The sequence below is a fragment of the Pseudomonas parafulva genome (assembly GCF_000800255.1).
GTDB lineage: Bacteria > Pseudomonadota > Gammaproteobacteria > Pseudomonadales > Pseudomonadaceae > Aquipseudomonas > Aquipseudomonas boreofloridensis.
The window spans coordinates 2,592,592-2,617,059 of record NZ_CP009747.1; the positions used below are offsets into that span (position 1 = coordinate 2,592,592).

A 24,468-nucleotide genomic window follows, 5' to 3' on the forward strand; every position below is an offset into this window, starting at 1 on the left:
GGAACTCAGTCTTCGGCCTGTTCCTCTCCGCCCTGACGGCTCATGCCGTACTTGCGCATCTTCTCCACCAGCGTGGTGCGGCGGATGCGCAGGCGTTCGGCGGCACGGGCGACGATGCCGTTGGCATCATCCAGCGCCTGCTGGATCAGTCCTTGCTCAAGGCTGCCCAGGTAGTCCTTCAAGTCCAGCCCCTCAGGCGGCAGCATGGCGTGGCTGGAGAAGTTCGGCGTGTTGCCGTTGATCGCCACCCGCTCTTCCAGATCGCTGCGCAGGCTGTCCACCAACTGCTCATCTTCGTCATCGACGTAGCGGAACTTCTTCGGCAACTCGGCGACGCCGATCACCCCGTAGGGATGCATGATCGCCATGCGTTCGACCAGGTTGGCCAGTTCGCGCACGTTACCCGGCCAGCCATGGCGGCACAGCGACATGATCGAGGCCGAGTTGAAGCGGATCGAGCCGCGCTTCTCGTGCTCCATACGCGAAATCAGCTCGTTCATCAGTAGCGGAATGTCCTCGACCCGTTCGCGCAGCGGCGCCATCTCGATGGGGAAGACATTGAGGCGGTAATACAAGTCTTCTCGGAAGGTGCCTTCCTCGATCATGTTCTCGAGGTTCTTGTGAGTCGCGGCGATGATACGCACGTCGATGCTCTGGGTCTTGTTGCTGCCAACCCGCTCGAAGGTCCGCTCCTGCAGCACCCGCAGCAGCTTGACCTGCATGGGCAGCGGCATGTCGCCAATCTCGTCGAGGAACAGCGTACCGCCATTGGCCAACTCGAAGCGCCCAGCTCGACTGGTGATGGCGCCGGTAAAGGCGCCTTTCTCATGACCGAACAGCTCGCTCTCCAGCAACTCGGCCGGGATCGCCCCGCAGTTGACCGGCACGAACGGCGCCTCGCGGCGCTTTGAGTGGTAATGCAGGTTACGGGCGACCACTTCCTTGCCGGTGCCGGACTCGCCGAGGATCAGCACACTGGCGTCGGTGTCAGCCACCTGCTGCATCATCTGGCGCACATGCTGAATGGCCCGGCTGGTACCGACAAGGCTGCGGAACAGGTTGGGTTCGCGCTGACGACCACGCTCACGCGCCTGGTCGTACATCTCGCGATAGACCTGGGCACGGTGCAGCGAATCGAGCAACTGGCTGTAGCTAGGCGGCATTTCCAGATTGGAAAGCACGCGTCGGCGCAGGTCTTCAGGAAACTCAGCGGAAGATATTTCGCCCAAAAGCAACACTGGAAGGAACTCATCCCAAGCAGTGACGGTCTTAAGCAAGCCCAGCACCCCGGCCGGCCCGCTTACCGCGCCAATGAGCACGCAGAGAACTTCCCTGCTCGAAGACAATGCCTCCACCGTCTGCTGCCAGTCCAGGCTGGAGCAGGAGAGGTTGTCTTCGCCGAGAAAATTCAGGACCACCGCCAGATCGCGGCGGCGTTCGCTGTCGTCATCGATCAGAAGGATCTTGGTTTCACGCCACATTCAATACCAACTTCCCTAGTCATCTCGGCGCCCGCAGGCGTTATCGACTTCATTCAGACATCCGTCGTGAGGATCAGACGTCTGAAACTCGAAAACAGCCACTAGTTAAGTCAAAAAACAGCACACAGTCAAATTAATGGCGCGCAGCTTCTTGCATTGCCCAGCGATCAGCTGAACAGATGGTATACCTTTGTCGCGTTTTTTGCCTGGCGGATCTGCGACATCTCATCGACGAGGGATTGACGTTCACCACTTGCAACCTCAATCAATTGCCGGTAAACCCCCAGCAATTCATCCAGGCTGTTCCTGACCTGAGCATCGTGTTCGTGGGCCTCGGCCAGGATCTCATCGACGCACACGCGGCACTCCAGGTCGAGCTCCCCCACCGCTTCCCAGTCGCGTTCAGCGAACGCAGCCAGCAAGGCATCGCGGGTTTGTTCGATACGTGCAATCACTTCGCTCATGTGCGTCTCCTGGTATTACTCGGCAGCGGCTTGATCGCCAATGGCGTCCCAGCCTTCCTTGACGGTGATCAGCAGCCGCGCCACTTCGTCGATGATCGCCGGATCGCTGTTCACGTTGGCTTCAATCAGACGGCGGCTCATGTATTGGTAGAGGTTGTCCAGGTCGGTCAGGCTGTCGGCATGATTCTCCAGATCCAGACCCTCGCGCAGGCCGCCGATGATGTCGATGGCCTTGCCGATCAGAATACCCTTCTGCGCCACATCCCTTCGCGCGATCGCGCCCTTGGCCTGCGCCAGACGGTCGAGACCGCCTTGCATCAGCATCTGCACCAAACGGTGCGGACTGGCTTCGGAGGTCTGTGCAACACCGTTGACTTTCTGGTATTGCCGAAGGGCCAACATCGGGTTCATGGATCTACCTCGTTGCAGCGAAAAAGATGACGGATACCTGCTGTATCGCCGCGATGTGAAAAAACTTTAGCGACAATGCAAAAGGCCTGGCGCGTCAATATGACGCGGCCAGGCCTTTGTCACAACCGCCAGGATCAGCTGTTCTTCTGCTGGGCGTTGAGCGCCTCGAAGATCGAGTTGATCTGGCTGGCCTGAGCCTTCATCTTGCCTAGAGCGGTATCGAGGGCCACGAACTTGCGCGTCAGTGACTCGGTGAGCGAATCGGTACGACGATCAAGAGCGGTCTGCTGGTCGCTGAGGTTCTTGGCGACCTTGTCCAGATTGGACTTGCGTGTCGCCAAGCTGCCATCAGTGGCGTTATACGGATCGATAGCCTTGTTCATCAGTGCGAAGATGCCGTTGTCACTGGTGAAAAGGTTCTGCACCTCCCCACCGAGCTTCTTGTCATCCATCGCAGCGGTGAACTTGATGCTATTGAACTCAAGGGTCCCGTCCTTCGACGTGTTGATACCCAACTGGCTCAGGCTATTCAATTGCCCCCCAGAAACCGCCTGACTCAGCACACCGCGCATGTCCGATAGCAACGAGCGGGTGGTAGGGTCGTTGGTCAGGGGGCCGAGTACGGTTACTTCCTTGCCATCCTGCGTCTGCTTGCTGGTGGCGGTCAGGGAGGTGACGGCTTTTTGCAAAGTGTTGTAGGCATCAACGAAGCCCTGAATGGATTTTTTCAATCCATCATTGTCCTGGGCCACGGTCAGACGAGTCGATGTGCCCGTGCCATCGGCAGCCTTGGCGCTGACGCCCGTCAACTCCAGGCTCATACCACTGATCGCCTTGTCGATGGTGTTGGTAGCACTGGTGATCTTCAGACCATCGACAGTTAGATCTGCATCCTGCGCCAAGGCATTGATGAATCCTCCGCCAGTACCGGACATCTGCTTAGTACCGTCAATGGTGAGGTCTGGGATACCCCCCACTGAAATGTCGTTCCCCGCACCCGTCTTGGTGGAGGTCAGCACCAAACGTGAGCCGCCAGATTCATTGATGATGTTCGCGGAAATGCCGTTGGCGGACATTTCCTTGTTGATCTGGTCACGCACAGTCTGCAGCGTCGCGCCACTGCCGATGGTGACTTTGTAGCTGCTGCCACCTTGAGTGATGGTCATGTCGCCGGCATTGATCGCGCTGTTGGCGCCGTTGGAGAACTGCTGGCTGGCGACCTTGGAGCTGGTGGCAAGCTTGTTGACCACGATGTCGTAGTTGCCAGACACCGCCGTGTTATTGGACTTGACCTTCACCACGGACTCATTGCCCGAGGTGGCAGCGAAGGCGTTGAAAGAAGGGGCATTCTTGTCGTTGAGCTTCTTCATGGCGTCTTGGAACGCCGTCAGGGCGCTGCGCAGCGAGCCGATGCCAGAAATCATCGCACTGTTATTGCTGGTCTGACGCTTGATCTGCGCCTGCTTGGCAGAGGTGTCGCCAGATACGAGCACCTTGACGATACTGCCGATATCCAGACCAGAGCCTAGACCTGAGGAAGGAATGATCGGGCTAGCCATGCAGAAGTCCCTCTTGGTGATGATGCTCTGCCCGAGGGCGGCGGGACAGGCATTGGAAAAAACGGGTTATCGCACTAACGCCTTCAGGCTTTAGCGTCGAACAGCACACTTTTGACATCGCTCAGACTGTGAGCGATCCGCAGCGCTTCCTCGGAAGGAATCTGACGGATCAGCTCGCCGGTTTCGCTGGCGATGACCTTGACCACGATCTTGCCGGATTCCTCGTCGGTGGAAAACTGCAAATTGCGTCGGGTCTGCTTCATGAATTCTTCGATTTGCGAGACGGCGTGCTTGACGTTGTCGGCACCGTGCGGCACCTGAGCATCTTTCTTGTCGTCGCGATCGTCACGCTGCTGACTGGTCAGCGGCGCTTGCTTTTCGGGCACCTGTTCGGCCGCGCGCGGGGCCGGGTAAGACAGGTTCAGCTTGACGCTCATGTCCATGTCCACCACCTCGTAAATAGACAGCGGGAAAGCGCCTGGACAGCGCTTCCCCGCTTACCGCTAGCTAGAGATTAGCCCAGCAGCTTCAGGACTGCCGAAGGCAGCTGGTTGGCTTGGGCCAGAACCGAGGTCGACGCTTGCTGCAGAGTTTGCTGCTTGGTCAGCTGGGCAGTTTCAGCAGCGAAGTCGGTGTCTTGTACACGACCACGAGCGGCTTCGGCGTTTTCGTTGATGTTCTGCAGGTTGTTGATGGTGCTGGTCAGACGGTTCTGCGCGGCACCCAGGTCAGCACGGTTGCTGTTGATGGTCTGCAGAGCGCTGTCGATGGCCGAAACAGCGGCGCTGAAGTTCGACTCGGCGGTGGTGCTGTCCGAACCCTGGATGTTGATCGAGCTGGTGACACCCAGGTCCGAAGCGGTGAACTTGGCACTCAGGTCAATGGTGATCTGGTTGGAAGCACCGGTGTTCGAGCCAACTTGGAAGGTCATGACCGAAGCAGAGCCGTCCAGCAGGTTTTTGCCGTTGAGCTGGGTGCTGTTGGCGATACGGGTCAGTTCCGAAGCCATGGACTGGAACTCTTTGTCCAGGGCTTGACGGTCGTTCGAGCTGTTCGAGTCGTTTCGCGACTGAACGGCCAGTTCACGCATACGCTGCAGGATGTTGGTTTGTTCCTGCATCGCGCCTTCAGCGGTCTGAGCGATCGAGATACCGTCGTTGGCGTTTTTGATCGCCATGGTCTGACCACGGATCTGCGAGGTCATGCGGGTAGCGATCTGCAGGCCAGCGGCGTCGTCTTTGGCGCTGTTGATTTTCAGGCCGGAAGACAGACGGGTCATCGAGGTGCTTACTGCGTCGGAAGCACGGTTCAGGTTTTTCTGAACGCCCAGAGAGGTGGTGTTGGTGTTTACGGTCAAAGCCATGACGAATTCCTCGTTGGATTGGGTACTGCGGCTTCCGGCCCTGGCAACTGCCGGGTGTGTGGCCTAGAGAACCTTCGTAATGGTTATCGTCGTCCGGGCGGTTTGCTTTAGGGATTTTCAGAATTTTTTTACTGGCCTGATGCTACCCCAGTGAAATCAAGGGTTTGACGCCAGAAAAACACCGCCCACTCAGGGGACAGAAATGAGGTGATAGGCAGACAGCCCTGAATCACTTCTCCGCCCTGCGAAAAAGGATAATGGCTCCACTGCGCGGGTAACGGGGGACGGACCACACCTAAAAGCCTGCTTCCCGCCCGCTCGACGCAACAATGCAAATACGGCATCGGGAGCGATTTTCAACAACTAGGGGCGCACCCACGTACCTCAAGCGCAGCCACCCCGCGGCCCCACCTGATGATCCTGATCGCTCGACACCGCCAACAAGATCCCAATGAAGGAGTCATCAGGTCACCCGCCCCATGACTGGGCCTACCCTTCACCACCCTACTTAGCTCGATTACCGAAGTACGCTTAAGCGCCTCCACCCGTGCAAGCGAGCACGAACGGACTGCAACCCAGTTCCGGACACAGCCAGAGGCGAAAATCGTCGACCTGAATGGATTATCACGCAAGGCAATAAGCCTTCAGGTCAACGGGGATCACATGACTACTTGGGCGCACCGCACGCAGCGCCCTTGAACGTCATTTTGTAGGTGTAGTGCTTGTCCCACCCCAGAGGTAGCGCGCTGGGCGCCGCCCACTCCGTGTAAATGCCACCCATGGCACCTGCATCAGTAAACCTACCGATCGAAATGGTGGCGATATTATTGGCACTCCCCACTCCATTCATAGGCACACTACCGTACCACTGGAGGTCATCGCCACTCTGGAACCATGCACCCTTCCAGTTGGCCTGCGTGCTTGAATACCATGTTTTGTCTTCCTTGAAGCAAATGGTCTGGTTGGCATAAAAAGCGCCGCTCGGCACGTGGTAATAAGCGAACTGCCACGACCCTACGGGAGATGCTTCACTTGCCGTTGCAAGTGCTGGAGCCATCGATATCGCCACCACAATTCCGCACGCGAGCTTGAACATAAGTCCTCCTTGATTGATCAGTTTTCAACTTTGAAAGTCCAGTTGAGATGAGTCTCAGACCACCCAGACCGCTGACGGTCCGCAGCAGACATCAACAGAACAGCCGCCACACAGAAGGCAGCATCAAGCACCGCAACGATACGTCCACTAGCATCGAAGTGCGCTGATCATGATCAATATGGCGGCCAAACCCTTACCGACTGGTTCTTCAAGCGGTGGCGACACACACCCTCATGCCGGAGCGGGCCGACAGGTTCACATCAACAGCGCGCCTGTGCGCCAAAAGATACTCCTGGGAAAGATTCATGAGCAGAGCTCAAATCCCGACAATGCACTTCATTATCGGGAACCACCTAGAAACGCCAAAACGCCAATCGCATTGACGATCAGCGCTTTCAACGCCTGGCAACGAACTCAGTCCGTTCGCTCCAAGACCGCCGACCCCCAGGACAACCCGACTCCAAAGCCACAGATCACAACTCGCTTGTGGGACGAGTCGAGCACATGTTTCTCGAGCAGCAACGGAATGCTCGACGACACGGTATTACCAGTTTCGAGCATGTCCTTTACGAAACGCGCCTTGTACTCACCGTCCTCGAAGCGCTGAGACACTGCATCAACGATCGCGGCACTGCCCTGATGAAGACAGAACATATCGACATCCGCGGCGTCCACCTGGCTTGCTTCGAGCAGCGCGGTCAAATGAGCCGGCACCTTGGACAACGCGAAGTTGTAGACCTGGCGGCCATTCATGAAAAACTTGCCGTCGGTAGTGCGCAAGTGCTCGGCACCTGCACCGTCGCTGCCGAACAGGGACTTGCCCAACTGCCAGTGAGCGCCCTGGGTCATCCAGGTGGCCGTGGCTGCATCACCGAACAACATGGAGGTGTTGCGATCCTCGTCATCGACGATCTTCGAGTACGGGTCGGCAGTGATGAGCAGGCCATTCTTTAAGCCCGCGGCTTCCATAAAACCTTTCATGGCGTAGAGGCCATAAACATAGCCTGAACAACCCAGAGACACATCGAAAGCGGCAACGTGGGTTGACAGGCCAAGCTTGTGCTGAACGATAGCCGCGGTATGCGGTAGGCCTTCGGCGTCACCATTCTGGGTCACGACGATGACAGCATCGATGCTGGCAGGATCCAGCGACGGATTGGCGGCGAAAAGCGCTTGGGCAGCCTCCACGCATAGATCGGAGGTTTCCTGGCCGACATGCTTGCGCGGCAAAAAAGTCGACCCGATCTTGCCGAAAATGAAATCTTGATCTTTGCCGAACTTCGCACCCTGGGCGTAGTTGTCGACGCCTTCGACAGGTACGTAACTGGCGATGCTTTTGATGCCAATCATTATGGCTTCCCGATAGACATGGCGAAATTTCGCGGGGTCCAGTCCACGCAAAATGGACTGAGCTGCCGTGGTGACGGTCCTTCCCGCAGACTCAATAGAGTAGAGATGCCCGTTTAGACTGCCAAGTCACGGTTGCACGGTCATTTGCCATTTATCTGGACGCCCGAGGTTGGCCAAATTCTTGCTTGAGCCCATCGATAGCGCCTGAATCGTCGTTTAAATGACGCCCAGGCACCTGTCTGCACGCGCATTACCGCTCGATGCGGCAATCTCTTAAGCTGTAGTCAATGCGAGCCATGTCCATGGTGAAACCCATCCCCGTTACAAGCCCGCTGCTGCCTCCGCTGGAGAGCTATGTGCCTTACCTGGAGCAGATCTGGGAAAGCCGGTTCCTGACCAACTGCGGTCGTTTCCACCAGCAGCTTGAACAGGAGTTGGCCAACCATCTGGGGGTCCGCTACATTTCACTGTTTTCCAACGGTACTCTGGCGCTTGTCACTGCGTTACAGGCCCTGCGAATTACGGGCGAAGTCATCACCACGCCCTATTCGTTCGTTGCCACAGCTCACTCCGTTCTGTGGAACAACCTCAAACCGGTGTTCGTCGATATCGACCCGCATACTAACAACCTAGACCCGCAACGCATCGTCGAGGCGATAACGCCCAATACCACCGCCATCTTGCCGGTTCACTGCTACGGCATTCCGTGCGACCTCGAAGAAATCCAAGCGATCGCCGATACCTACGGCCTGAAAGTGATCTACGATGCCGCTCACGCTTTCGGCGTGAGATGGCATGGAGAAAGCATTCTTAACCATGGCGACGTCTCGGTGCTCAGCTTCCATGCCACCAAGGTATTCAATACGTTCGAAGGTGGTGCGATCGTTTGTCAGGATGAGAAAACCAAACGACGTATCGACTACTTGAAGAACTTCGGGTTTGCCGATGAGATCACGGTGGTGGCGCCTGGCATCAACGGCAAGATGAACGAGTTACAGGCCGCTTTCGGCCTTCTGCAATTGCGCTACATCGATCAGGCGCTGGTGACCCGTCGACAGATATTCGAGCGCTATCGATCCGCTCTGCAAGACGTGCCCGGCATCGATCTGATCGCCCCAGCGCATGACTTGGACTGGAACTATGCCTACTGCCCGATCATGGTCGATAGCGAGACCTTCGGCATCGACCGCGATGCCTTGTACGATCGTTTCCGGGAGCAGGATATCTTGGTGAGGCGCTACTTCTACCCGTTGATCAGCGAGTTTCCCATGTATCGCAATCTTGATAGTGCCCGCCCCGACCGTCTGCCGATTGCCACGCGCACCTCTCGACGAGTGCTGTGCCTACCGATTTATCCGGACCTCGACATCGTTAGCCAAGAGCGCATCATCTCAGTGATCCATGCTGCGCGGCAGAGCTGAATACATGCCACTCAACGTACTGGTCTTCCCCTGCGGTTCGGAAAACGCCGCGGAAATTCATCAAGCCCTGATCCATTCGGTCCATGTGCGGCTCCATGGTGCCTCGAGCGTCGACGATCATGGGCGCCAATTGTACGAACGTTACCAGGGTGATCTGCCTCGCATTGATGCCCCTGAATTCGACGACGCGTTCGTCGCGTTGCTCCGCCACTGGCAGATTGATCTGGTGTTCGCTACCCATGACACCGTCCAGGCGTATCTGAGTCAATCCAGGGAGCGTTTCAACGTCGGGCTGATCAATGATGACGCGCGGACATGCGCCATCGCTCGACGCAAGTCGCTGACCTATGCTGAGTTCGCTGACCAACCGTGGGTACCTCATGTCTATGCCAACGCGGCGCAGGTGGTGCACTGGCCCGCTGTGGTCAAGCCAGACCTCGGCCAGGGCGGACAAGGTTTCGCGCTCGTAGCCGATCCCCAGGCAGCCCTGGCGACAATGGCAGCCACAACGCTGCCCTTGCTGATTGAGTACCTGCCTGGCGAAGAAGCCACCGTGGACTGCTTCACCGATTTCGAACACGCGCTGCGCTGGGTCGGCCCACGCACTCGCGAGCGCGTGAGAGCCGGCATTTCCATGCGCAGCACGTTCCCGGCAGCAGACCCGCAGATCACGCAGATCGCAGAAGTGATCAACCAACGCCTACGACTGCGTGGCCCCTGGTTCTTCCAACTCAAACGCGACCACTCGGGCCAGTGGAAGCTGCTGGAGATCAGTTGCCGGGTGGCAGGATCCATGGTGGCTCAGCGCGCACGCGGGGTGAACCTGCCACTGATGGCGGTGCATGATTACATGGGCCGTAAAGTCAGAGTCTTACCTCAATACGCTGTCGACCTGGTCGAACGACGTATTCTCACCCTGGCGCAAATAACTCAGCCCTTCGATACGATCTACATCGATTTCGACGAAACCGTAATTCGCGACGGCCTGGCCATTGCCTCAACACTGCACTTTCTCTACCGCATGCTAGCTAGAGGCAAGCGGTTGGTGCTGCTTACCCGCCACGCTGGCGATCCTTTGATTGCCTTGCGCAAAGCACGCATCGCCGCCGAACTGTTTGACGACATCATTCATATTACCGACGGCCGCGCCAAATCCTCATTCATCGTCGGCAAGGCTATTTTCATCGATAACCATTTCCCTGAACGCGTGGATGTGGCCACCCACTGCGGTATTCCAGTGTTCGATGTCGATGCTTTGGAGTTCATTTCATGATTGCCTTCAAGGCTATGCGTCTACCGTCTACTTCATTCAAAAAAAAACTTTTCCTCCGTCGAGAGGCTCCTCATGTTTGAGCTGTTGGACAGCAAGCGTTATCCGGCACACTACCAAACGCTGGAAACCCAGCGCGTGAAAAGATTGTTGGGCGAGTGGTCGGCAAACAGGCGTCAATCGCTCAGCGTGTTGGACTACGGCCTGGGACGCGGGAAATATCTACGCCTGTTTCGAGAGTGGGGCCTGCAGCCAGTAGGAGTGGACATCAATCCGGACTACATCAATCAAGCCATCGAAGAAGGCTTCGAGGCCTATCACGAGTCCGAGCTCGCCCCGCTTCAGCAAAGCTTCGATGTTATTTTTCTGAGTCACTTGGTTGAACATCTAGATCCGACACAACTGTTGACGCTGCTCAAGCGTTTGATCGACCTGCTTGCACCAGGCGGGCGTCTGGTACTCATTAGCCCAGTTCTGGGAGAGCGGTTCTTTCACGACTTCTCTCACGTGCGGCCTTACTATCCGCAGAGCATCCGTCACGCCTTTGGGCAATCCAACGCACCACTCTCATTCGGCGCAAGCGAGCGCATCGTGTTGAGCGACATCTACTTTTTCCGAGACCCGTACAGAACACGCTTGTGGCGATCCTTCTATGTCGAGAAAAGCGTGCTGCATCCGTTTACCCGATGGATCAATCGAGGGCTGGATCTAGCATGGCGGGCCTCTAACGGGCATGTGGGCGTCACCTCTTCATGGCTAGGGGTGTATCAGCAATGCTGAATGTTGGCAGCCCTCGCAAGCGTGTGGTGTTGATGCAGCCCTACCTGCTTCCCTACTTGGGTTATTACCAACTTCTGGGCGCAGCGGACCTTTTCGTCAGCTATGACACTGCGCAATTCATCAAGAATGGCTGGATCGAGCGCAACCGCTACCTGCTGGACGGTGAACCGCGCTGGTTCAGCGTTGCGCTTGAGAAAAGCAGCCATACCGCGCCAATTCTGCGCAAACGAATCAGCAAGGTATTCGATGTGCGCGGCATCCTTAACAAACTCGCCAATGCCTATCGCAAGGCGCCCAACGCGCCATTCGTGCTCTCGTGGTTGCAACCGTTGCTCGAAGAGCCCGCCTCGAGTATCGCCGAGCTCAACGTTCGCATGCTCAAAGCCAGCTGCGACTTGATCGGCGTGACCACGCCAATCATCAGCGCCAGTGAGTTGGGAGACGGAGTAGGCCTGAGCGGTCAGGCGCGGGTGCTGGAGCTGATGACAGCCGTGGGCGCCAGCCATTACTTGAATCCCTCAGCAGGCGCCTTTCTGTACGACTCCGACACCTTCAGCGCGGCGGGCATGCAGTTGCAACTGCTCCAGGCACGGCTACCGAGCTATCAGCAAGGCAGCCATGAGTTCCTGCCAGGACTGTCCATTCTCGACGCCTTGATGTTCAACCCGGCGCACACCGTTGGTGAATGGGCCAGACAAGGGATCGTCAAAAATGCTTGAGGCTATCGGCGGCTATTTCGAACTGGAACTGCGAACAGGCCTGACGCCGTATCCAGACGCCGTTGGCTTCAACTGCGCCCGTTCCGCACTGACGGCGTTGCTGGAGGCGAGTGCCGCCCCTTGCCTGTATCTGCCCTACTACATTTGTCAAGCGGTAGTGGAGGCCGCTCAAGTCGCAGGCAGCCGACCTAAGCCCTACGCGATCGACATGGATTTCGAATTACTGCAACTGCCGGCACTGAAGGCGGACGAGCGCTTGCTTTACGTCAACTATTTCGGCCTGAAGGACACTTATGTCCGAGAAGTGCTTGCCCCCCGTTATGGCGATCGCCTGATTGTAGATAACTCGCAGGCCCTGTTCAGCACGCCCTTGCCAGGTATCTCCACGCTCTACTCTCCACGAAAATTCGTCGGCGTCGCCGACGGTGGATGGCTGGCCAACCCTCCAGAGCGGTTGAAGGAATTGCCACAGAGCCAATCCAGAGACCGCTTCGGCGCGCTGCTGGGACGCTTGGAGTCCGCTCCCGAAGAGCACTATCTCGCTTTTACCGAAGCTGAAAAAGCCTTGGCGCAAGCTCCTGTTTCGGCCATGTCGCAAAGTACTCGGCGCCTGCTCGACAGCTTGGACTACGCCATCATCGCCGACCGCCGGAGAGACAACTTCATCCACCTGTGCGAAGCGTTCGACCGCGACAACCTCTTCAAGCCCGGCGTTACTGCGCCCCAGGTAGCCGCGCTGAGCTATCCACTGCTGCTCGGCTCTCCGGCACAGGCGCAGTACGTACGCCAAGCGCTGCGGGAAGAGCGCATATTCATCCCCTGCTATTGGCCGGAAGTGGTGAATGCTGCGCAAAGCCCGAACGTGGAAAGGCTATTGGCAGGCTGTGTATTGCCTCTGCCTGTCGACCAGCGATACCACCAAGAGCACATGCAGAGGCTTATCGACCGCGTGCATTGGCACATGGCCACATGCTGAGCGCCTCTTTCGATAACGGCATGGCCCTGTGGACCAGCCTAGCAACAGGACATTTAATGATTCCGCAAGCGCTTCACCGGACACAGGGTAATCCTTACTATATCTACGCCCCCGACTACCGCGATACGTCCTCGGGTGTATGCGTCATGCACTTTCTCTGTCATGCGCTGAACATCAGCGGGCAGGAGGCCTATGTGGTGGGCTGCACGGTGGTCAATCCCAACCTGCGCACACCTGCCTTGACGGACGTGGTACGGCACGTGCACAAGGTCCGAGGGGTGTCGCCCATCGCCGTTTATCCCGAGGTCATCAGCGGAAATCCTCTGAGCAGTCCCGTGGTAGTACGCTACATGCTCAACCGTGACGGCTTCCTCAACGGCCTGGAGGTGGGCGGTCAAAAAAGCGACCTCTATTACTACTACGCCCACGACTTTGCCGATGGCAAGCTCCTGCACGACATACTCACCCTGCCGACCATCGACTCGACGCTGTTCGCGCCACCCGTGCAGCCGATTGCCCGACGCGGCCACTACCTGTACCTGCATCGGTTCGATGCACAACAGGTGGACTACAGCTTGCTGCCAGCAGATGTACAAGTGCTCAGCCTGAGCAATCCGCGCACCCTCCCAGAGCTCGCCGTGCTGTTCCAGAGCGCACAAACCCTGTACACCTACGAAATTTCGGCCACCTGCACCATGGCGTTGATGTGCGGCTGCCCGGTGATTTATCTGCGCGGCGGCCACGTGCATGAACTGCCGTTCACCGAACATATTGGCGACGCTGGCGCGGCCATGCTCGATGAACCTGGAGGAATCGAGCGCGCACGTCATTCGGTGGGTCTAGCCCGCCAGCGACTTCTGCGCATGGAGGATGAATTCTGGCCTCAACTCAAAGCCTTCATCGGCCATACCCAGCGGGTGGCAGCGGAGCATTCGGCAACCAGCCAAACGCCCAGCGTCCGTGATTGGTTGCTTCATCGCCAGCTCACTCCAGTACAGCGAGCACTCGTCGACGTGCAGCGTAACGCACTTACTGGCCAGACACGCCTGAGCGTGGTCGTCAGCGACAACAGCGGCGAATACCGGGCGCTGAGTGACACACTGGAAAGCCTGGCGCTGTGGAGTACCAGCAGCCCACTGCAATTGCGCGTCTATGTCGTCAGTCGACAGCCGCTACCCTCCTTGCTCGCCAGTAATGTTCAGTGGATCGACGGCGAACCCGAGGTCGGATTGCTCAACCAGATTGCCGAGCACGATGACGGCCAATGGTTGCTGCTGATGGAATCGGGCGAGGAGTTACTGCCCAGTGGCTGCGTCATGCTGGATCTCGAATTGCCCGGTGCGCAGGGCTGCCGCATGCTCTACGCCGATGAAATCTATCGCACTCAGGGTGGAGCTAGCCCGGTCCTGCGCCCAGACATGAATCTGGATTACCTGCTGTCGATACCGGCAATAATGGCCCGGCACTGGATCATTCGCCGGGACCTGCTGCTACAGGTCGGTGGTTTCGACAGGCAGCTTCCCAACGCCCTTGAACTCGGCGTCATTCTGCGCCTGATCGAGGCTCACGGCCTCGACGGCATCGGTCACCTGGATGAGCCGCTGGTCATCTGCGATGCCGCTGACATGTCAGCGAACCCTGATGAGGTCGCCCAGATTCGTCGTCATCTCGTCGCGCGTGATTACCCTCAGGCACAAGTTCTGGAAACCCCGCCGCGCCACTACCACATCGACTACAGCCATTCTGGGCAACCTACGGTTTCGATCCTGATTGCGGTACGCGATCAGTTGGACCTGGTACGGCGTTGCGTCGACAGCCTACTGTCGAAGACGCGCTACAGCGCTTTCGAACTGATACTGCTCGATAGCGCCAGTCAGAGTCCTGCGCTGCAGGAGTGGCTCGAACAGCTCGTGGTAGCCGGGCAGGGTTTGATCAAGGTCATTCGCGACGAGGCCGCACTCAACTTCAGCGCGCTATACAATCTCGGCGCCCGCCACGCACAGGGCGACTTCCTGCTGTTGCTGAACAATGACTGCGTGGCGTTCGACGAGCAATGGCTGGAACATCTGCTCAACCACGCAATGCGTCCGGAAGTCGGCGTGGTCGCGCCGAAGTTGCTGGACATCGAAGGCAAGCTCGCCCATGCAGGTTATGTATTGGGATTGAACGGCAGCGCTGCCAGTCCCGGAGTCGGCTTGGAGAACAGCGAAGCAGGCTATTTGCAGTACCTGCTGGTGGACCGCGATGTCAGCGCAGTCAGCGGCGCGTGCCTGATGATCAGGCGCGAACTCTTCGAGTCCCTTGGCGGCATGGACGAGTCTGCCTTCGCACTGCGTTTCAATGACCTCGACCTGTGCCTGCGTGCCAGTGCTCAGGGCCTGCTGAACGTCTGGAACGCCCGCGCCCTGGTGGCCTGCGAGCGTGTGGACGGCTGGACCGGTGAGCTACGCAAACCGGATCTGCGTGTACGTCTGCGACAGGACGAACACAACTTGCATGCTCGCTGGCATGACTCATTGATACGCGATCCTGCTTACAACAAAAATTTGTCGCTGCGAGGCGCAGGCCACGAACTTCCCGCCCTACACGCACTGACTTGGCGTCCACTGAGCTGGCGTCCACTACCCGTCGTCCTGGTGCATCCTGACAGCGAACGTCCACAGCGATGCATCGACACATTCGAGCAGTTGCTTGAGCATGGCCAAGTCGACGGCTGCTCGATACCCGTATTGCTCTCTGGCCCGGAACTGGGACGCTTGAACCCGGATGTCGTGGTGTTCGCGCACGTCGCCGATTCGGCGCGCATTGCGACCGTTGGCACTGATTACGCTCGGCATTCGGCGTTCAAAGTATTGGAAGTTGAGGAACTGCCCCAGGACGAGCGCGCCTGGCAACTCCTGCATGATGCCCTCGCAGTGGTTGATCGCGTTGTGGTGGCGACTGAGCAACTGGCGCACGATCTGGCGCACATGCACGCAGATGTTCGGGTACGAGCCACGCGTCTGATGCCGCCGTGGCAGAAGCCCTTGATCGCGCGACCCTCGCCAGAAAAACTGCGAATCGGCTGTCCGGTGCAGTTGGAAACGTTGGCAATGGTCGAGCCGATACTACGTGCCTGCGCAGGGCGCGCGCACTGGGTGCTCTGGGGAGACGTACCCGCGCACTTGGCGCCACTGGTCGAGGAAGTCCATCCTCAAGACATAACCTCCCAGCCCGAACTGCTGCACAGCCTGGCGCTCGACCTCGCACTCATTCCCATGCCGCCTGGCGTATCACCACCCCCGGAGCTGGCCCTGCGCCTAGCTGCCAGTGGCGTGGCGATCATCAGCAATGACGATCAAGCGCAAGTCCGTGATTGGCCGATGACCTTCGTCGCCAACCGCAGTGAGCATTGGATCGAGGCCGTGGACGCCTACCTGCAAGCACCACAGAACGCCAGGGCAGCAGGGCTACGGCTACGTCAGGTGGTCGAAGGGACAGGCTTCTTCGACGCTGTTCACCGTGAGGTCTGCCTGCGCAGTTGGATGCAATCCTAGCAGCCCTGGATGCGACCCTTGGTAGACGAGCGCTACCAACGGTCGCCGGGCTGTCAGAGAATCGGCTTCAGCGCGTCACTGGGCCAACTGCCAACGAATGCCTGGGGGTAGCCCGCCTGAAGCGCTGCGCAAGCGCCCTCGTCGGGCATCAACGGCGCGTCATCGAACAGTTGGGCGACCGGTGTCCAGACCACCACCAACCCATGTTGCGCAGCCTCCAGGCACAGCGCTACGTCGAAGCCCCCTGCGGCCTTCAAACCACCGCAATGATCGAACAAATCGCGGCGTATCAGCATGCAGTCGGCAGAGACCGCTGCACAGCCTCGTACCGTGTCTGGCCAGCGTGCCTCGGCGCAGTCGGCGAGTGCCAGCCCCGACCACGGCGCATGCACCTGCGGCCCTTGCAATAGGTCGAAGCCGGCGTGCACCAGATTCAGCTCGCGCGACAGCAGGCAGGCGCCAACGACCCCGACCTCCGGGCGCAGCCCTTCATTGAGCAACGCTTCGATCCACGCGGGTGAAATCACCTCGCAGTACTCTGCCAGCAGCAGCAAGTGCTCACCTTGGGCGTGTTCGGCTGCACTATTCAACAACTCGGAAAGCTCACTGGCCTGGGTGGTCACCAGACGCACACGACTGCCCAGCGATGCCAGGCCGGCGGACAGCGCATCGGCATGCGCGGAGGACGAGGCCACCAATACCTCGTAACGGGGGTAGCGGGTCCGTTGCAAGATGCTGTTCAAGCAGCCCATCAACTGTTGCGGATCGCCCTGCGCCGCGACCAGTATGCTCACCAGTGGCGTGGCTGAATGCCGGTAGTCCAAAGTCAGGCCCGCTTCGCCCCGATCATGCACCTCGCCCCGATAGCCCAAGTCGGTGAGATGGCGTTTGAGGCGTGTGGCGGCCTCGGCCTGAAGGCTCGGCCTAGAAACCGACCCCACGACCAAGTACTGATCCATATGAGCCAGGCAACCTTGACCGTGTTGCTCGACCAGACGCAGCAGCAGGTCGAACTCGAACGCTGCACTCAGGCTTTCACTGTACCCTCCCGCATCCAATACCGCCTGACGACGAACGCACCAGTGTCGCGACATCAAACCGGGCTGACTGCGCAAGACAGTCAGGTCGCTGCCTGGACGCACGACCGGGTGCAGGCGCCCTTGGTCGTCGCGCTGTACCTCGTTGGCACACACCGCCAGACACCCAGGCGCCTGCGCTAACTCCTGATGAAGACGTAACAGACCGCCGACCACCAACTCGTCACCGGCGTCCAGAAGCATCAGCCACTCGCTGGCAAGCTGGCGCAACAGCTGATTGAGATGATTGATCCAGTTGTCATCGTTCACCTGGACGAAATGCAGGGTGTCACGTGACGTTGTGATCGCCGGTGGCTTGCCATTCTTGAGCACCACCAGCTTGAACTGCCGCAGGCCACTTGCAAGAAGGCTGTCGAAGCTGGCTTGCAGCGCAAGATCGTCGTTGTGCAGATCGAGGACGACGAAGGTCAGCAGCACGCCCGGACGCTTGGCGATTTCAGCCAGCGCGCGCCGGCGCACACTCTCCTCCGGAAGCGATTCGGCCAACGCGCCGATCACCTGCCCGGAGCGGGTGTCTGCGAGCCAGTCCAGCGCCTGCAAGCCCGGTATCTGCTGCAGGCGCTCGAGCCATTCACCCAGTTCCAGCGCCCGCTGCTCATCTTCTACGCCGGTCAAGGTGGGAACCAGATGACGGCAGACCTGTAGATTGAACAGACCGAGCGCCAGCGCTTTCCAGTAGCGTTGCTGCAAGCTTTCGCGAGTGTCGTTCGGATGTTCGATCAGCAACTCGCGCTGGCGCACCCAGGTACCCTCGAGTGCTTCGCGGTGGGCCTGACCTGTCGGCCAGGCGTGGCAGAGGAACTCCACCTCCGTCAAATCCGCGAACAGAATTGGGTCGTAGTAGGGCAGTTCCACGTACTGGCGAGGCTCGAAAACCCGCTGTGGTTCGCCGATTACCGATACCCACGGCGACGTGAACAACAGCGGCGCATCGGCGTGATCGTAGGTACTTCGCACCAAGTGATTGAGCACCTTGAAGCCGGCTTCATCAATGCACAGTGCGGGGCCTGCGCTATCCCACTGACGCAGCACACGCACGGTATGTGCCAATTGCTGATCCCGTGCCACCGGCGTCAACCCACAGGTGGCCAGTTCGCAGATCACATCGGTTTGCTGCACCGACGCAATGAAACCCTGAGTCAGCAGGGCGTAGGACAATGCCACCTGCCAACCGGCGAAATCCAGCTCTGCAGGCAAGTCCGCCAATACCCGGGTGAGTGCGTCGATCCGCAACACCGCCCGCCAGGCCGACTGACCAGCTAGCGCATACTGGTGCAACCGCCCGCGGCCGCCCTCGCCTTGCGGTGGGTGCATTACAGCACCCACCTTGTGATAGAAGGCTTTGGCATTACCCAGCCGATACGCCAGAGCGTAACCCTGGGCGCCCAAGAACTGGGGGGTCTGGGCCAAGACCTGGACTGCGCGGTCCAGTGCCTGGGGGCGCACGAAATCAGCGTCAAGCGCAAGCATGACGTAAGGACTTTCGAGCTGGCTCAACGCCTGGATCAGTCGCTCACTCAGCACCGCTGGCGTGTTCTGGCCATGCAGGTACTCCAGTGCCACGCAGGCGACTCCAGCGCGTTGGTAGTAATGCAGGGCGCGAGCGCGGTGAGCGGGCTGCTCGTGCCCGAGCAGGATGACTGTCACCTGATCGCGTGAGGCGGTTGCATTTTCAGCCATAGGGCACCTATGAGTAGTATGTGGAGGCACCGGATGAACCGGCGCCGGACATTCAGTCTGCCAGCCAGGCGTTGGCCCACTGCTGCAGATGGTGAGGCCTGAGCAGGTAGTCTCGCAGTACTGCTTCACGCAAGGCATCGCCCTGTCGGTAGCTCGCTTGCGGATCGGCCAGGTGCATGCGGATAGCTTCCAGCCACTGCGCTGACGTGTTGTCCCTCACTCGCGTACAAGGCAGGTAGCCTTCGTAGGCTTTGGTCTGTGTGCAGATCACCGGGAAACCGCAAGCGCCGTACTCGAGCAGCCTTAGATTGCTCTTGCAGTCGTTGAACAGGTTCTGCTCAAGCGGGGCCAAGGCCAGATCGAGGTTGAGACTGGCAAGTTTCTGCGGATACACCGCCAACGGCACACCTTTGTGAAACTCTTTGACATAAGGCCGCAGCACATCTGGACACATGCCGAAGAACACCCAGTCGACCTCTTCGGCCAGGGTGCGAATGACGTCGAGCAGCAGCTCAAGGTCGCCCCGATGGCTGGTGCCGCCAGCCCATCCCACGCGTGGGCGCAGAGTGGTCTGGCGCTCGCTGTGCCTGTCGGCCCACAGGTGAGCGGCAAGCATGTTCGGCACTACGCGGATGTCGTGGTGCATGCCCGAGAGAGCGTCGGCCAAAGGTTGGGTAGAAACCACCAGCCGATCGCATAGGCCAATGCCTTCGCTAACCAACTCGCGCATATTGCTGGGCATGTTGCGCGCATGGGCGTTCTTCTTCGGTACATCGATGATGTAGTCATCGATCTCATAGATTCGCCGCGCATTCGACAAACGCTTGATGCGCTTCATTTCGTCGAGCGACGTGGTGGTGTAGCGGCATTGCAGGATGATGACATCGGGCTGTTCACGCTCGATTTCGATCATTTCCGGCGTGCTGTAGTCCAGGCGACCTTGGATCCATCCGGCCTTTTCCAATTCATGGAAAGGTTGAGCGACACGGTAGTGACCTACTGCAGAGGTGTTGATTGGCAGCCCCAACACCGACGGCAGCACGCGAGCGATGAAGGGGTCCCAACCGCGTCGCTGTCCGGGATCGAGGTTGAAACTGGCCATCTTCAGGCTGAGATTGCAATTGTAGGCCGGATCACGAGCCACCGTGGCTAACCAGCGGCTATGGAATGTGTCCAGATCCAGCGCCTTGCGTCGACTGTCAGGCGGCACATCGTGTGCGCTGCCCAGGCGCACCAACAGCGCATAGGGCGTCCAGACGCACAGGTAGCCGCGCTCGCGAGCGCGCAAACAGAGGTCGGCGTCGTGCAAGCCAGCGTGCAATGCCTGGAGATCGAAACCCTCGAGCGTCTCGAACAGCTCTCGGCGTATCAGCATGCCATCGAGCGGCAGCGCGCTCCAGTTCTGAGCCGCCTGCAGCCGATGCAGATAACCGCTGCTCTGTGCGGACACACCGACGAACGGGCTACTCACACCACCGTGCAACCCCAATACCAGGCCTGCCCCGAAAACGTTGCCTTCGCGGGTGCACAACTTGGGACCCACCACGCCGACCTCAGGACGTTGTGCCTGAGCCATCATCTCGCTCAACCAATGAGCGTCGAAGGCCACGCAAGCACTGTCGAGCATCAGCAGGTATTGGCCTGAAGCTGCATGACTGGCCTGATTGAAACGCTGCACACGCTCGCCGGCTCCGACGTCCACCACCCGCAACTGAGCGCTGCCCAATGCGGCCATCGCCCTACACCACTGATGCAGCTCGTCCGGGAGGTCATCAGGCGCCACCAGCAACACCTCGAAGGAGGTGTAGAGCGTGTGCTCGAACACGGATTCGACACAGCGCATCGCCGCTGCCAGATCCTGTCCCACATCGACCAGAATCGAAACCAGCGCTGGCGAGTGATGACGATAGTCCACACGACACAAGGCCAGTTCCTGATGCCCGATGACCTGGGCGTCCACGCCCAATCGCGCCAGATGGGCAGTCACGACCTTCGGCGCCTGCGCGACGCAGTCCGGATCGCGCAACCAGCGGTCGATATCCCACTGGCAGTGCACCAGCAACTGATCGATATGCTCGACCACCTGCAGACCTTGTTGCTCGGCCAGACGCCAGATCAGGTCATGAGCCGCCAGGGGGCCGAAGGTGGTATCGAAACCGCCTGCTGTACGCAATGCCTGACAATCGAACGCTAGCACGCGGCCCACGTAGGGCAGACTGCGCATCAGATCTAAGTTGAAATCGGGTTTGAGGATAGGCGTGTGCGCACGCAAGGTATCGTGCCCACCCTCGTCGGGATACAGACACAGACGCCCGCCCAGTGCCATCCGCTCGGCCATGATGGCCAATGCATGGGGCACAAGGCGATCGCCGGCTCTCAGCAACAGTACCCAGTCGAATTCGTCGGTGGCATCCAGCCGAGCCTGCAACGCCGCGAAGCCGTCGCCGTCATTGCGCACCCGCTCGATCGAGCCGTCCTCGGGCAATGCCAGGGTCTCAGGTGCCAGCACCCAGCAACCAGCCGATTCATACGACTGCGCCTTGAGACTCGTCAGCGTCGTTCGAACAGCGTGCTCTTCACCGTTCTGAGCCCAGATGACCGATACGATGCGCGGGCGTATGGGCCATTGCTCGAAGCGCTTGGGCAATGCGGCTAGCTGCGCAGTGGACAGCGCCCGACATTCCAGCCACTGCTCATAGACCTCGTCGAAGGACAGGCAGTCAGTGCCCACCTGCTGCTGCTGACGCGCCTGCTGCGCGCCATACAGCCGATTCAGCTCGTACTCGCGCCACGTCGCGTCCGGCGACGCGCTGTACTCGTCCAGTGGCAAATAGCGCACCCAACCAGTGGCAGGTGCAGGTTCGCTGGTACGTGCCGCCAGCATGGCTTTGATCCAATCGGTTTCGCCGTCGAAGGCCATGACCAACCGGGTCTGGTGACTCAAGCGTCCAGGATGCAGACGCTCAAGGCTTAAATACCGCTTGAGATGACCCAGGTCGCCTCGGCGCATCAGACAGATGTAAAGCGCCAGATCCAACCTCGCGACGAAGCCACCCTCCTCCACCAGTGCTGGCAAGTACGTCTGCACCAGGGTCGTACGCATCAGGGCATGGCTGAGCCCACCGAACAGGTTCGGCGCGTAGGTTTCCAGGGCCTCCAGCAGATCCCCGCCATTGATCAGCGCGTCGTCCGGGCAGAGAACCGCATTGAGCATGCGTGAGGGCAGCAAGGCGTCGTCGGCATCGCACAGCATGCGCTGGCAAATGGTCATACTCACGCCGGCATGCGCCTGCATCAATGCAGCCTGTTGGCTTATGCAATCGGGGAACAGACGATCATCGTCGCACAGGAACTTGATCAGCTCACCGCGCGCTTCGCTCAGGCATGCCAGCAGATTGCGCGCGAAGCCTAGGGTGCCAGCGTTTCGCATGTAGCGCACCGCTACACCCGACTGCGCCACCACCTGCTCGACGATATGCTCGATGGCGCCGTCCGTGCTGTCATCGCATACCAGCACCTCCAGGTTCGGGTAGTCCTGCTCGATAGCACTGAGCAACGTTGCGCGGAAGAAGTCTGCGCGGTAGGCAGGGATAACGATGCTGACGAGGGCGGATGGGGTCACAGCGCGGAACCTTGTGAAAGGCCCGCGCGCCGCGCTCACGAGCGCGAGCGCACGGACGATGACGCAGGAGGGATCAGATGTAATTGACCAACGACAAACTGGCGATCTTGGCGTAGGACTGCAGCGAAGCCTGATACATGTTGGTCTGCATCTGCAGGCGCATCATCACCGATGCCGGGTCACTGTCGCGGATCGAGCTCTGGGTCTTGGCGTTCTCGGTGGTCAGCGCCTCGTTAGTCTCGGACTGCACGTCCAGCGCCGCACCGCGGCCACCGATGCTGCTGATGGACGAGGCGACCTGATCGGACGCGCTGCGGACATTGCCGATCGCCGAATCCAGGGCGGCCTGGAAGTTGCGCTTGGCCGTCGGATCACTGTCCACAGGGGAGTTCAGGGCCGCGCGCAACTGGCCGATGGTGTCGAGTACGTTCTGGGTCTGATGGGTATCGACCTTGATGCCGAACGCGTCACCGGCACTGGGGGTGCCCGACAGCTGGAAGCTCACGCCCGAGGCGGTCGCCGTTGAACCTGACAGCGTTCCGCTGGAGATCGGGCGGCTATTGTCGCTCATCGGTGCGGCGTACAGCTCGAAGTCGGTGGCGCTGGTGAACTTCAAGACCGCACCGCCGCCCGGGAACGAGGCGTTGTACTGGCCCTGGTTGCTGATGGTAGCGCCGGTCACCTGCGCCGAAGAGCTGTTGCCGGGGCTGCGCGTGCCAGCGATGGAGTCGGCCTTGGAGCTCAGGCTGAAGGTGTGCCCGGCGATGGCTGCATCCGGGTTGGCCTGGTCGCCCGGCTTGAGGCTGATGCCCAGACGCAGGTCCACTCCGCGGAAAGAGATCGAAGGGTTGTCGCTCTTGGGGTCGAACTTGCCGCCCTGAGAGGCTTCCAGCGTGACATCGTTGCCACCGGCGTCGAGGATGCGGTACTGGGTGCTGCTGAGAAACTCGATGTTGTACGGCTCGCCGCCGCGGAAGCGGTCGTTGTAGGTGGCGCTGCCGGACACTTGCCCGTCCGACAGACTCACGCGTCCGTCGTCCACCGCCGGCGAGGTCAGGCGGGTCTGGCTGCGGCTGGTGTTGAGCGCCTGTTCGAAGGCGTCGTAACCCGTCTCGTTGGTCGCCAGGCTGAGCATGTCACCGACCTGCAGCTTGAGCTGGCTCTGGTCGCCCTGATAGCTGTAGGTGCCGTCAGCGTTGCGGGCATACGGTGGGGTGTCGCCCTTGGAGCCGGAGAACAGGTACTTGCCGTTCTCGTCACGGCTGTTCATCAGGGAGAACAATTGCTCCTCCAGCGATTTCAGCTCGGCGGCATTGGCCTTGCGGTCGTCGTCGGTAAAGCCGGCGTTGCCGGAACTGACCGCCAGTTCGTTGACACGCTGCAGGATGTTGCTGATGCCGTTGAGCGTGCTCTCTGCCGTGCCCAGCGCGTTGCGCACGTTGGTGGTGTTGGTCTTGTACTGGTCCAGCATGTTCTTCTGCTGATCGAGTTGCAGCAGCCGCGAGGCGCCCACCGGATCGTCGGCGGCAGTACGCACGCGGACCAGATCGGTGGCTTCCTGCTGGGTCTTGACCAGGTTGCCGAAGCTGCGCTGGTTGTTGGTGCTGCTGGTGTTGTAGAACTGCGAAGTGGAAATACGCACG

General features: G+C 59.4%; 17 protein-coding genes. 6 read left to right on the forward strand and 11 right to left on the reverse strand.

Features of this window, described 5'->3' with window-relative positions:
- Window positions 1-5: 5 nt before the first annotated feature.
- From fleQ to NJ69_RS11020, 8 genes are all read right to left on the reverse strand, one after another.
- Complete coding sequence (gene fleQ / locus NJ69_RS10985; protein WP_039578953.1) at window positions 6-1,481, reverse strand: transcriptional regulator FleQ; 1,476 nt, start codon at window positions 1,479-1,481, stop codon at window positions 6-8.
- A gap of 167 nt (window positions 1,482-1,648) precedes the next feature.
- On the reverse strand, window positions 1,649-1,945 hold the full coding sequence (locus NJ69_RS10990) for a flagellar protein FliT (protein ID WP_029612421.1): 297 nt from the start codon (window positions 1,943-1,945) through the stop codon (window positions 1,649-1,651).
- Window positions 1,946-1,960: 15 nt separating this feature from the next.
- Window positions 1,961-2,356 (reverse strand): flagellar export chaperone FliS, encoded by a 396-nt coding sequence (fliS, locus tag NJ69_RS10995; RefSeq protein WP_029612422.1) that lies wholly within the window; start codon window positions 2,354-2,356, stop codon window positions 1,961-1,963.
- Between the two features lie 134 nt (window positions 2,357-2,490).
- A complete protein-coding gene (gene fliD, locus NJ69_RS11000) occupies window positions 2,491-3,915 on the reverse strand; it encodes a flagellar filament capping protein FliD (protein ID WP_039578956.1) in 1,425 nt (474 codons plus the stop codon).
- 83 nt (window positions 3,916-3,998) lie between these two features.
- Window positions 3,999-4,358, reverse strand: a complete 360-nt coding sequence (locus tag NJ69_RS11005) for a flagellar protein FlaG (protein WP_039578957.1) — start codon at window positions 4,356-4,358, stop codon at window positions 3,999-4,001.
- 71 nt (window positions 4,359-4,429) lie between these two features.
- The gene (locus tag NJ69_RS11010; RefSeq protein WP_039578958.1) at window positions 4,430-5,278 is read right to left on the reverse strand and encodes a flagellin domain-containing protein; all 849 of its coding nucleotides are present in this window, start codon (window positions 5,276-5,278) and stop codon (window positions 4,430-4,432) included.
- A 667-nt stretch (window positions 5,279-5,945) separates the two neighbouring features.
- Window positions 5,946-6,374 carry a hypothetical protein gene (locus tag NJ69_RS11015; protein WP_039578960.1) on the reverse strand — a complete coding sequence of 143 codons (429 nt, stop codon included), beginning with the start codon at window positions 6,372-6,374 and terminating at the stop codon, window positions 5,946-5,948.
- 414 nt (window positions 6,375-6,788) lie between these two features.
- Window positions 6,789-7,724, reverse strand: a complete 936-nt coding sequence (locus NJ69_RS11020; RefSeq protein ID WP_039578961.1) for a ketoacyl-ACP synthase III — start codon at window positions 7,722-7,724, stop codon at window positions 6,789-6,791.
- Between the two features lie 302 nt (window positions 7,725-8,026).
- Here NJ69_RS11020 and vioA point away from each other — a divergent pair, with 302 nt between their 5' ends.
- The 6 genes from vioA to NJ69_RS11050 all read left to right on the forward strand — a co-directional run bounded on the left by vioA (window position 8,027) and on the right by NJ69_RS11050 (window position 16,426).
- Window positions 8,027-9,145, forward strand: a complete 1,119-nt coding sequence (vioA, locus tag NJ69_RS11025) for a dTDP-4-amino-4,6-dideoxy-D-glucose aminotransferase VioA (protein WP_039583235.1) — start codon at window positions 8,027-8,029, stop codon at window positions 9,143-9,145.
- 4 nt (window positions 9,146-9,149) lie between these two features.
- The gene (locus NJ69_RS11030) at window positions 9,150-10,418 is read left to right on the forward strand and encodes an ATP-grasp domain-containing protein (RefSeq protein ID WP_039583236.1); all 1,269 of its coding nucleotides are present in this window, start codon (window positions 9,150-9,152) and stop codon (window positions 10,416-10,418) included.
- A 72-nt stretch (window positions 10,419-10,490) separates the two neighbouring features.
- Window positions 10,491-11,195, forward strand: a complete 705-nt coding sequence (locus NJ69_RS11035; protein ID WP_039578964.1) for a class I SAM-dependent methyltransferase — start codon at window positions 10,491-10,493, stop codon at window positions 11,193-11,195.
- On the forward strand, window positions 11,189-11,914 hold the full coding sequence (locus NJ69_RS11040; protein ID WP_205419286.1) for a WbqC family protein: 726 nt from the start codon (window positions 11,189-11,191) through the stop codon (window positions 11,912-11,914). The genes NJ69_RS11035 and NJ69_RS11040 overlap by 7 nt, the downstream gene beginning before the upstream one ends.
- Window positions 11,907-12,890, forward strand: coding sequence for a hypothetical protein (locus NJ69_RS11045; protein WP_039578969.1), 984 nt, complete (start codon window positions 11,907-11,909; stop codon window positions 12,888-12,890). The genes NJ69_RS11040 and NJ69_RS11045 overlap by 8 nt, the downstream gene beginning before the upstream one ends.
- 20 nt (window positions 12,891-12,910) lie before the next feature.
- Window positions 12,911-16,426 (forward strand): glycosyltransferase, encoded by a 3,516-nt coding sequence (locus NJ69_RS11050; protein WP_167335969.1) that lies wholly within the window; start codon window positions 12,911-12,913, stop codon window positions 16,424-16,426.
- 53 nt (window positions 16,427-16,479) lie between these two features.
- Here the strand turns inward: NJ69_RS11050 and NJ69_RS11055 are convergent, their stop codons facing one another.
- The 3 genes from NJ69_RS11055 to NJ69_RS11065 all read right to left on the reverse strand — a co-directional run bounded on the left by NJ69_RS11055 (window position 16,480) and on the right by NJ69_RS11065 (window position 24,467).
- On the reverse strand, window positions 16,480-19,203 hold the full coding sequence (locus NJ69_RS11055) for a glycosyltransferase family 2 protein (protein ID WP_039578971.1): 2,724 nt from the start codon (window positions 19,201-19,203) through the stop codon (window positions 16,480-16,482).
- A gap of 52 nt (window positions 19,204-19,255) precedes the next feature.
- Window positions 19,256-22,825, reverse strand: coding sequence for a glycosyltransferase (locus NJ69_RS11060; RefSeq protein ID WP_039578974.1), 3,570 nt, complete (start codon window positions 22,823-22,825; stop codon window positions 19,256-19,258).
- Between the two features lie 73 nt (window positions 22,826-22,898).
- Window positions 22,899-24,467 carry a flagellar hook-associated protein 3 gene (locus tag NJ69_RS11065; RefSeq protein WP_039578976.1) on the reverse strand — a complete coding sequence of 523 codons (1,569 nt, stop codon included), beginning with the start codon at window positions 24,465-24,467 and terminating at the stop codon, window positions 22,899-22,901.
- Window position 24,468 lies beyond the last annotated feature (1 nt).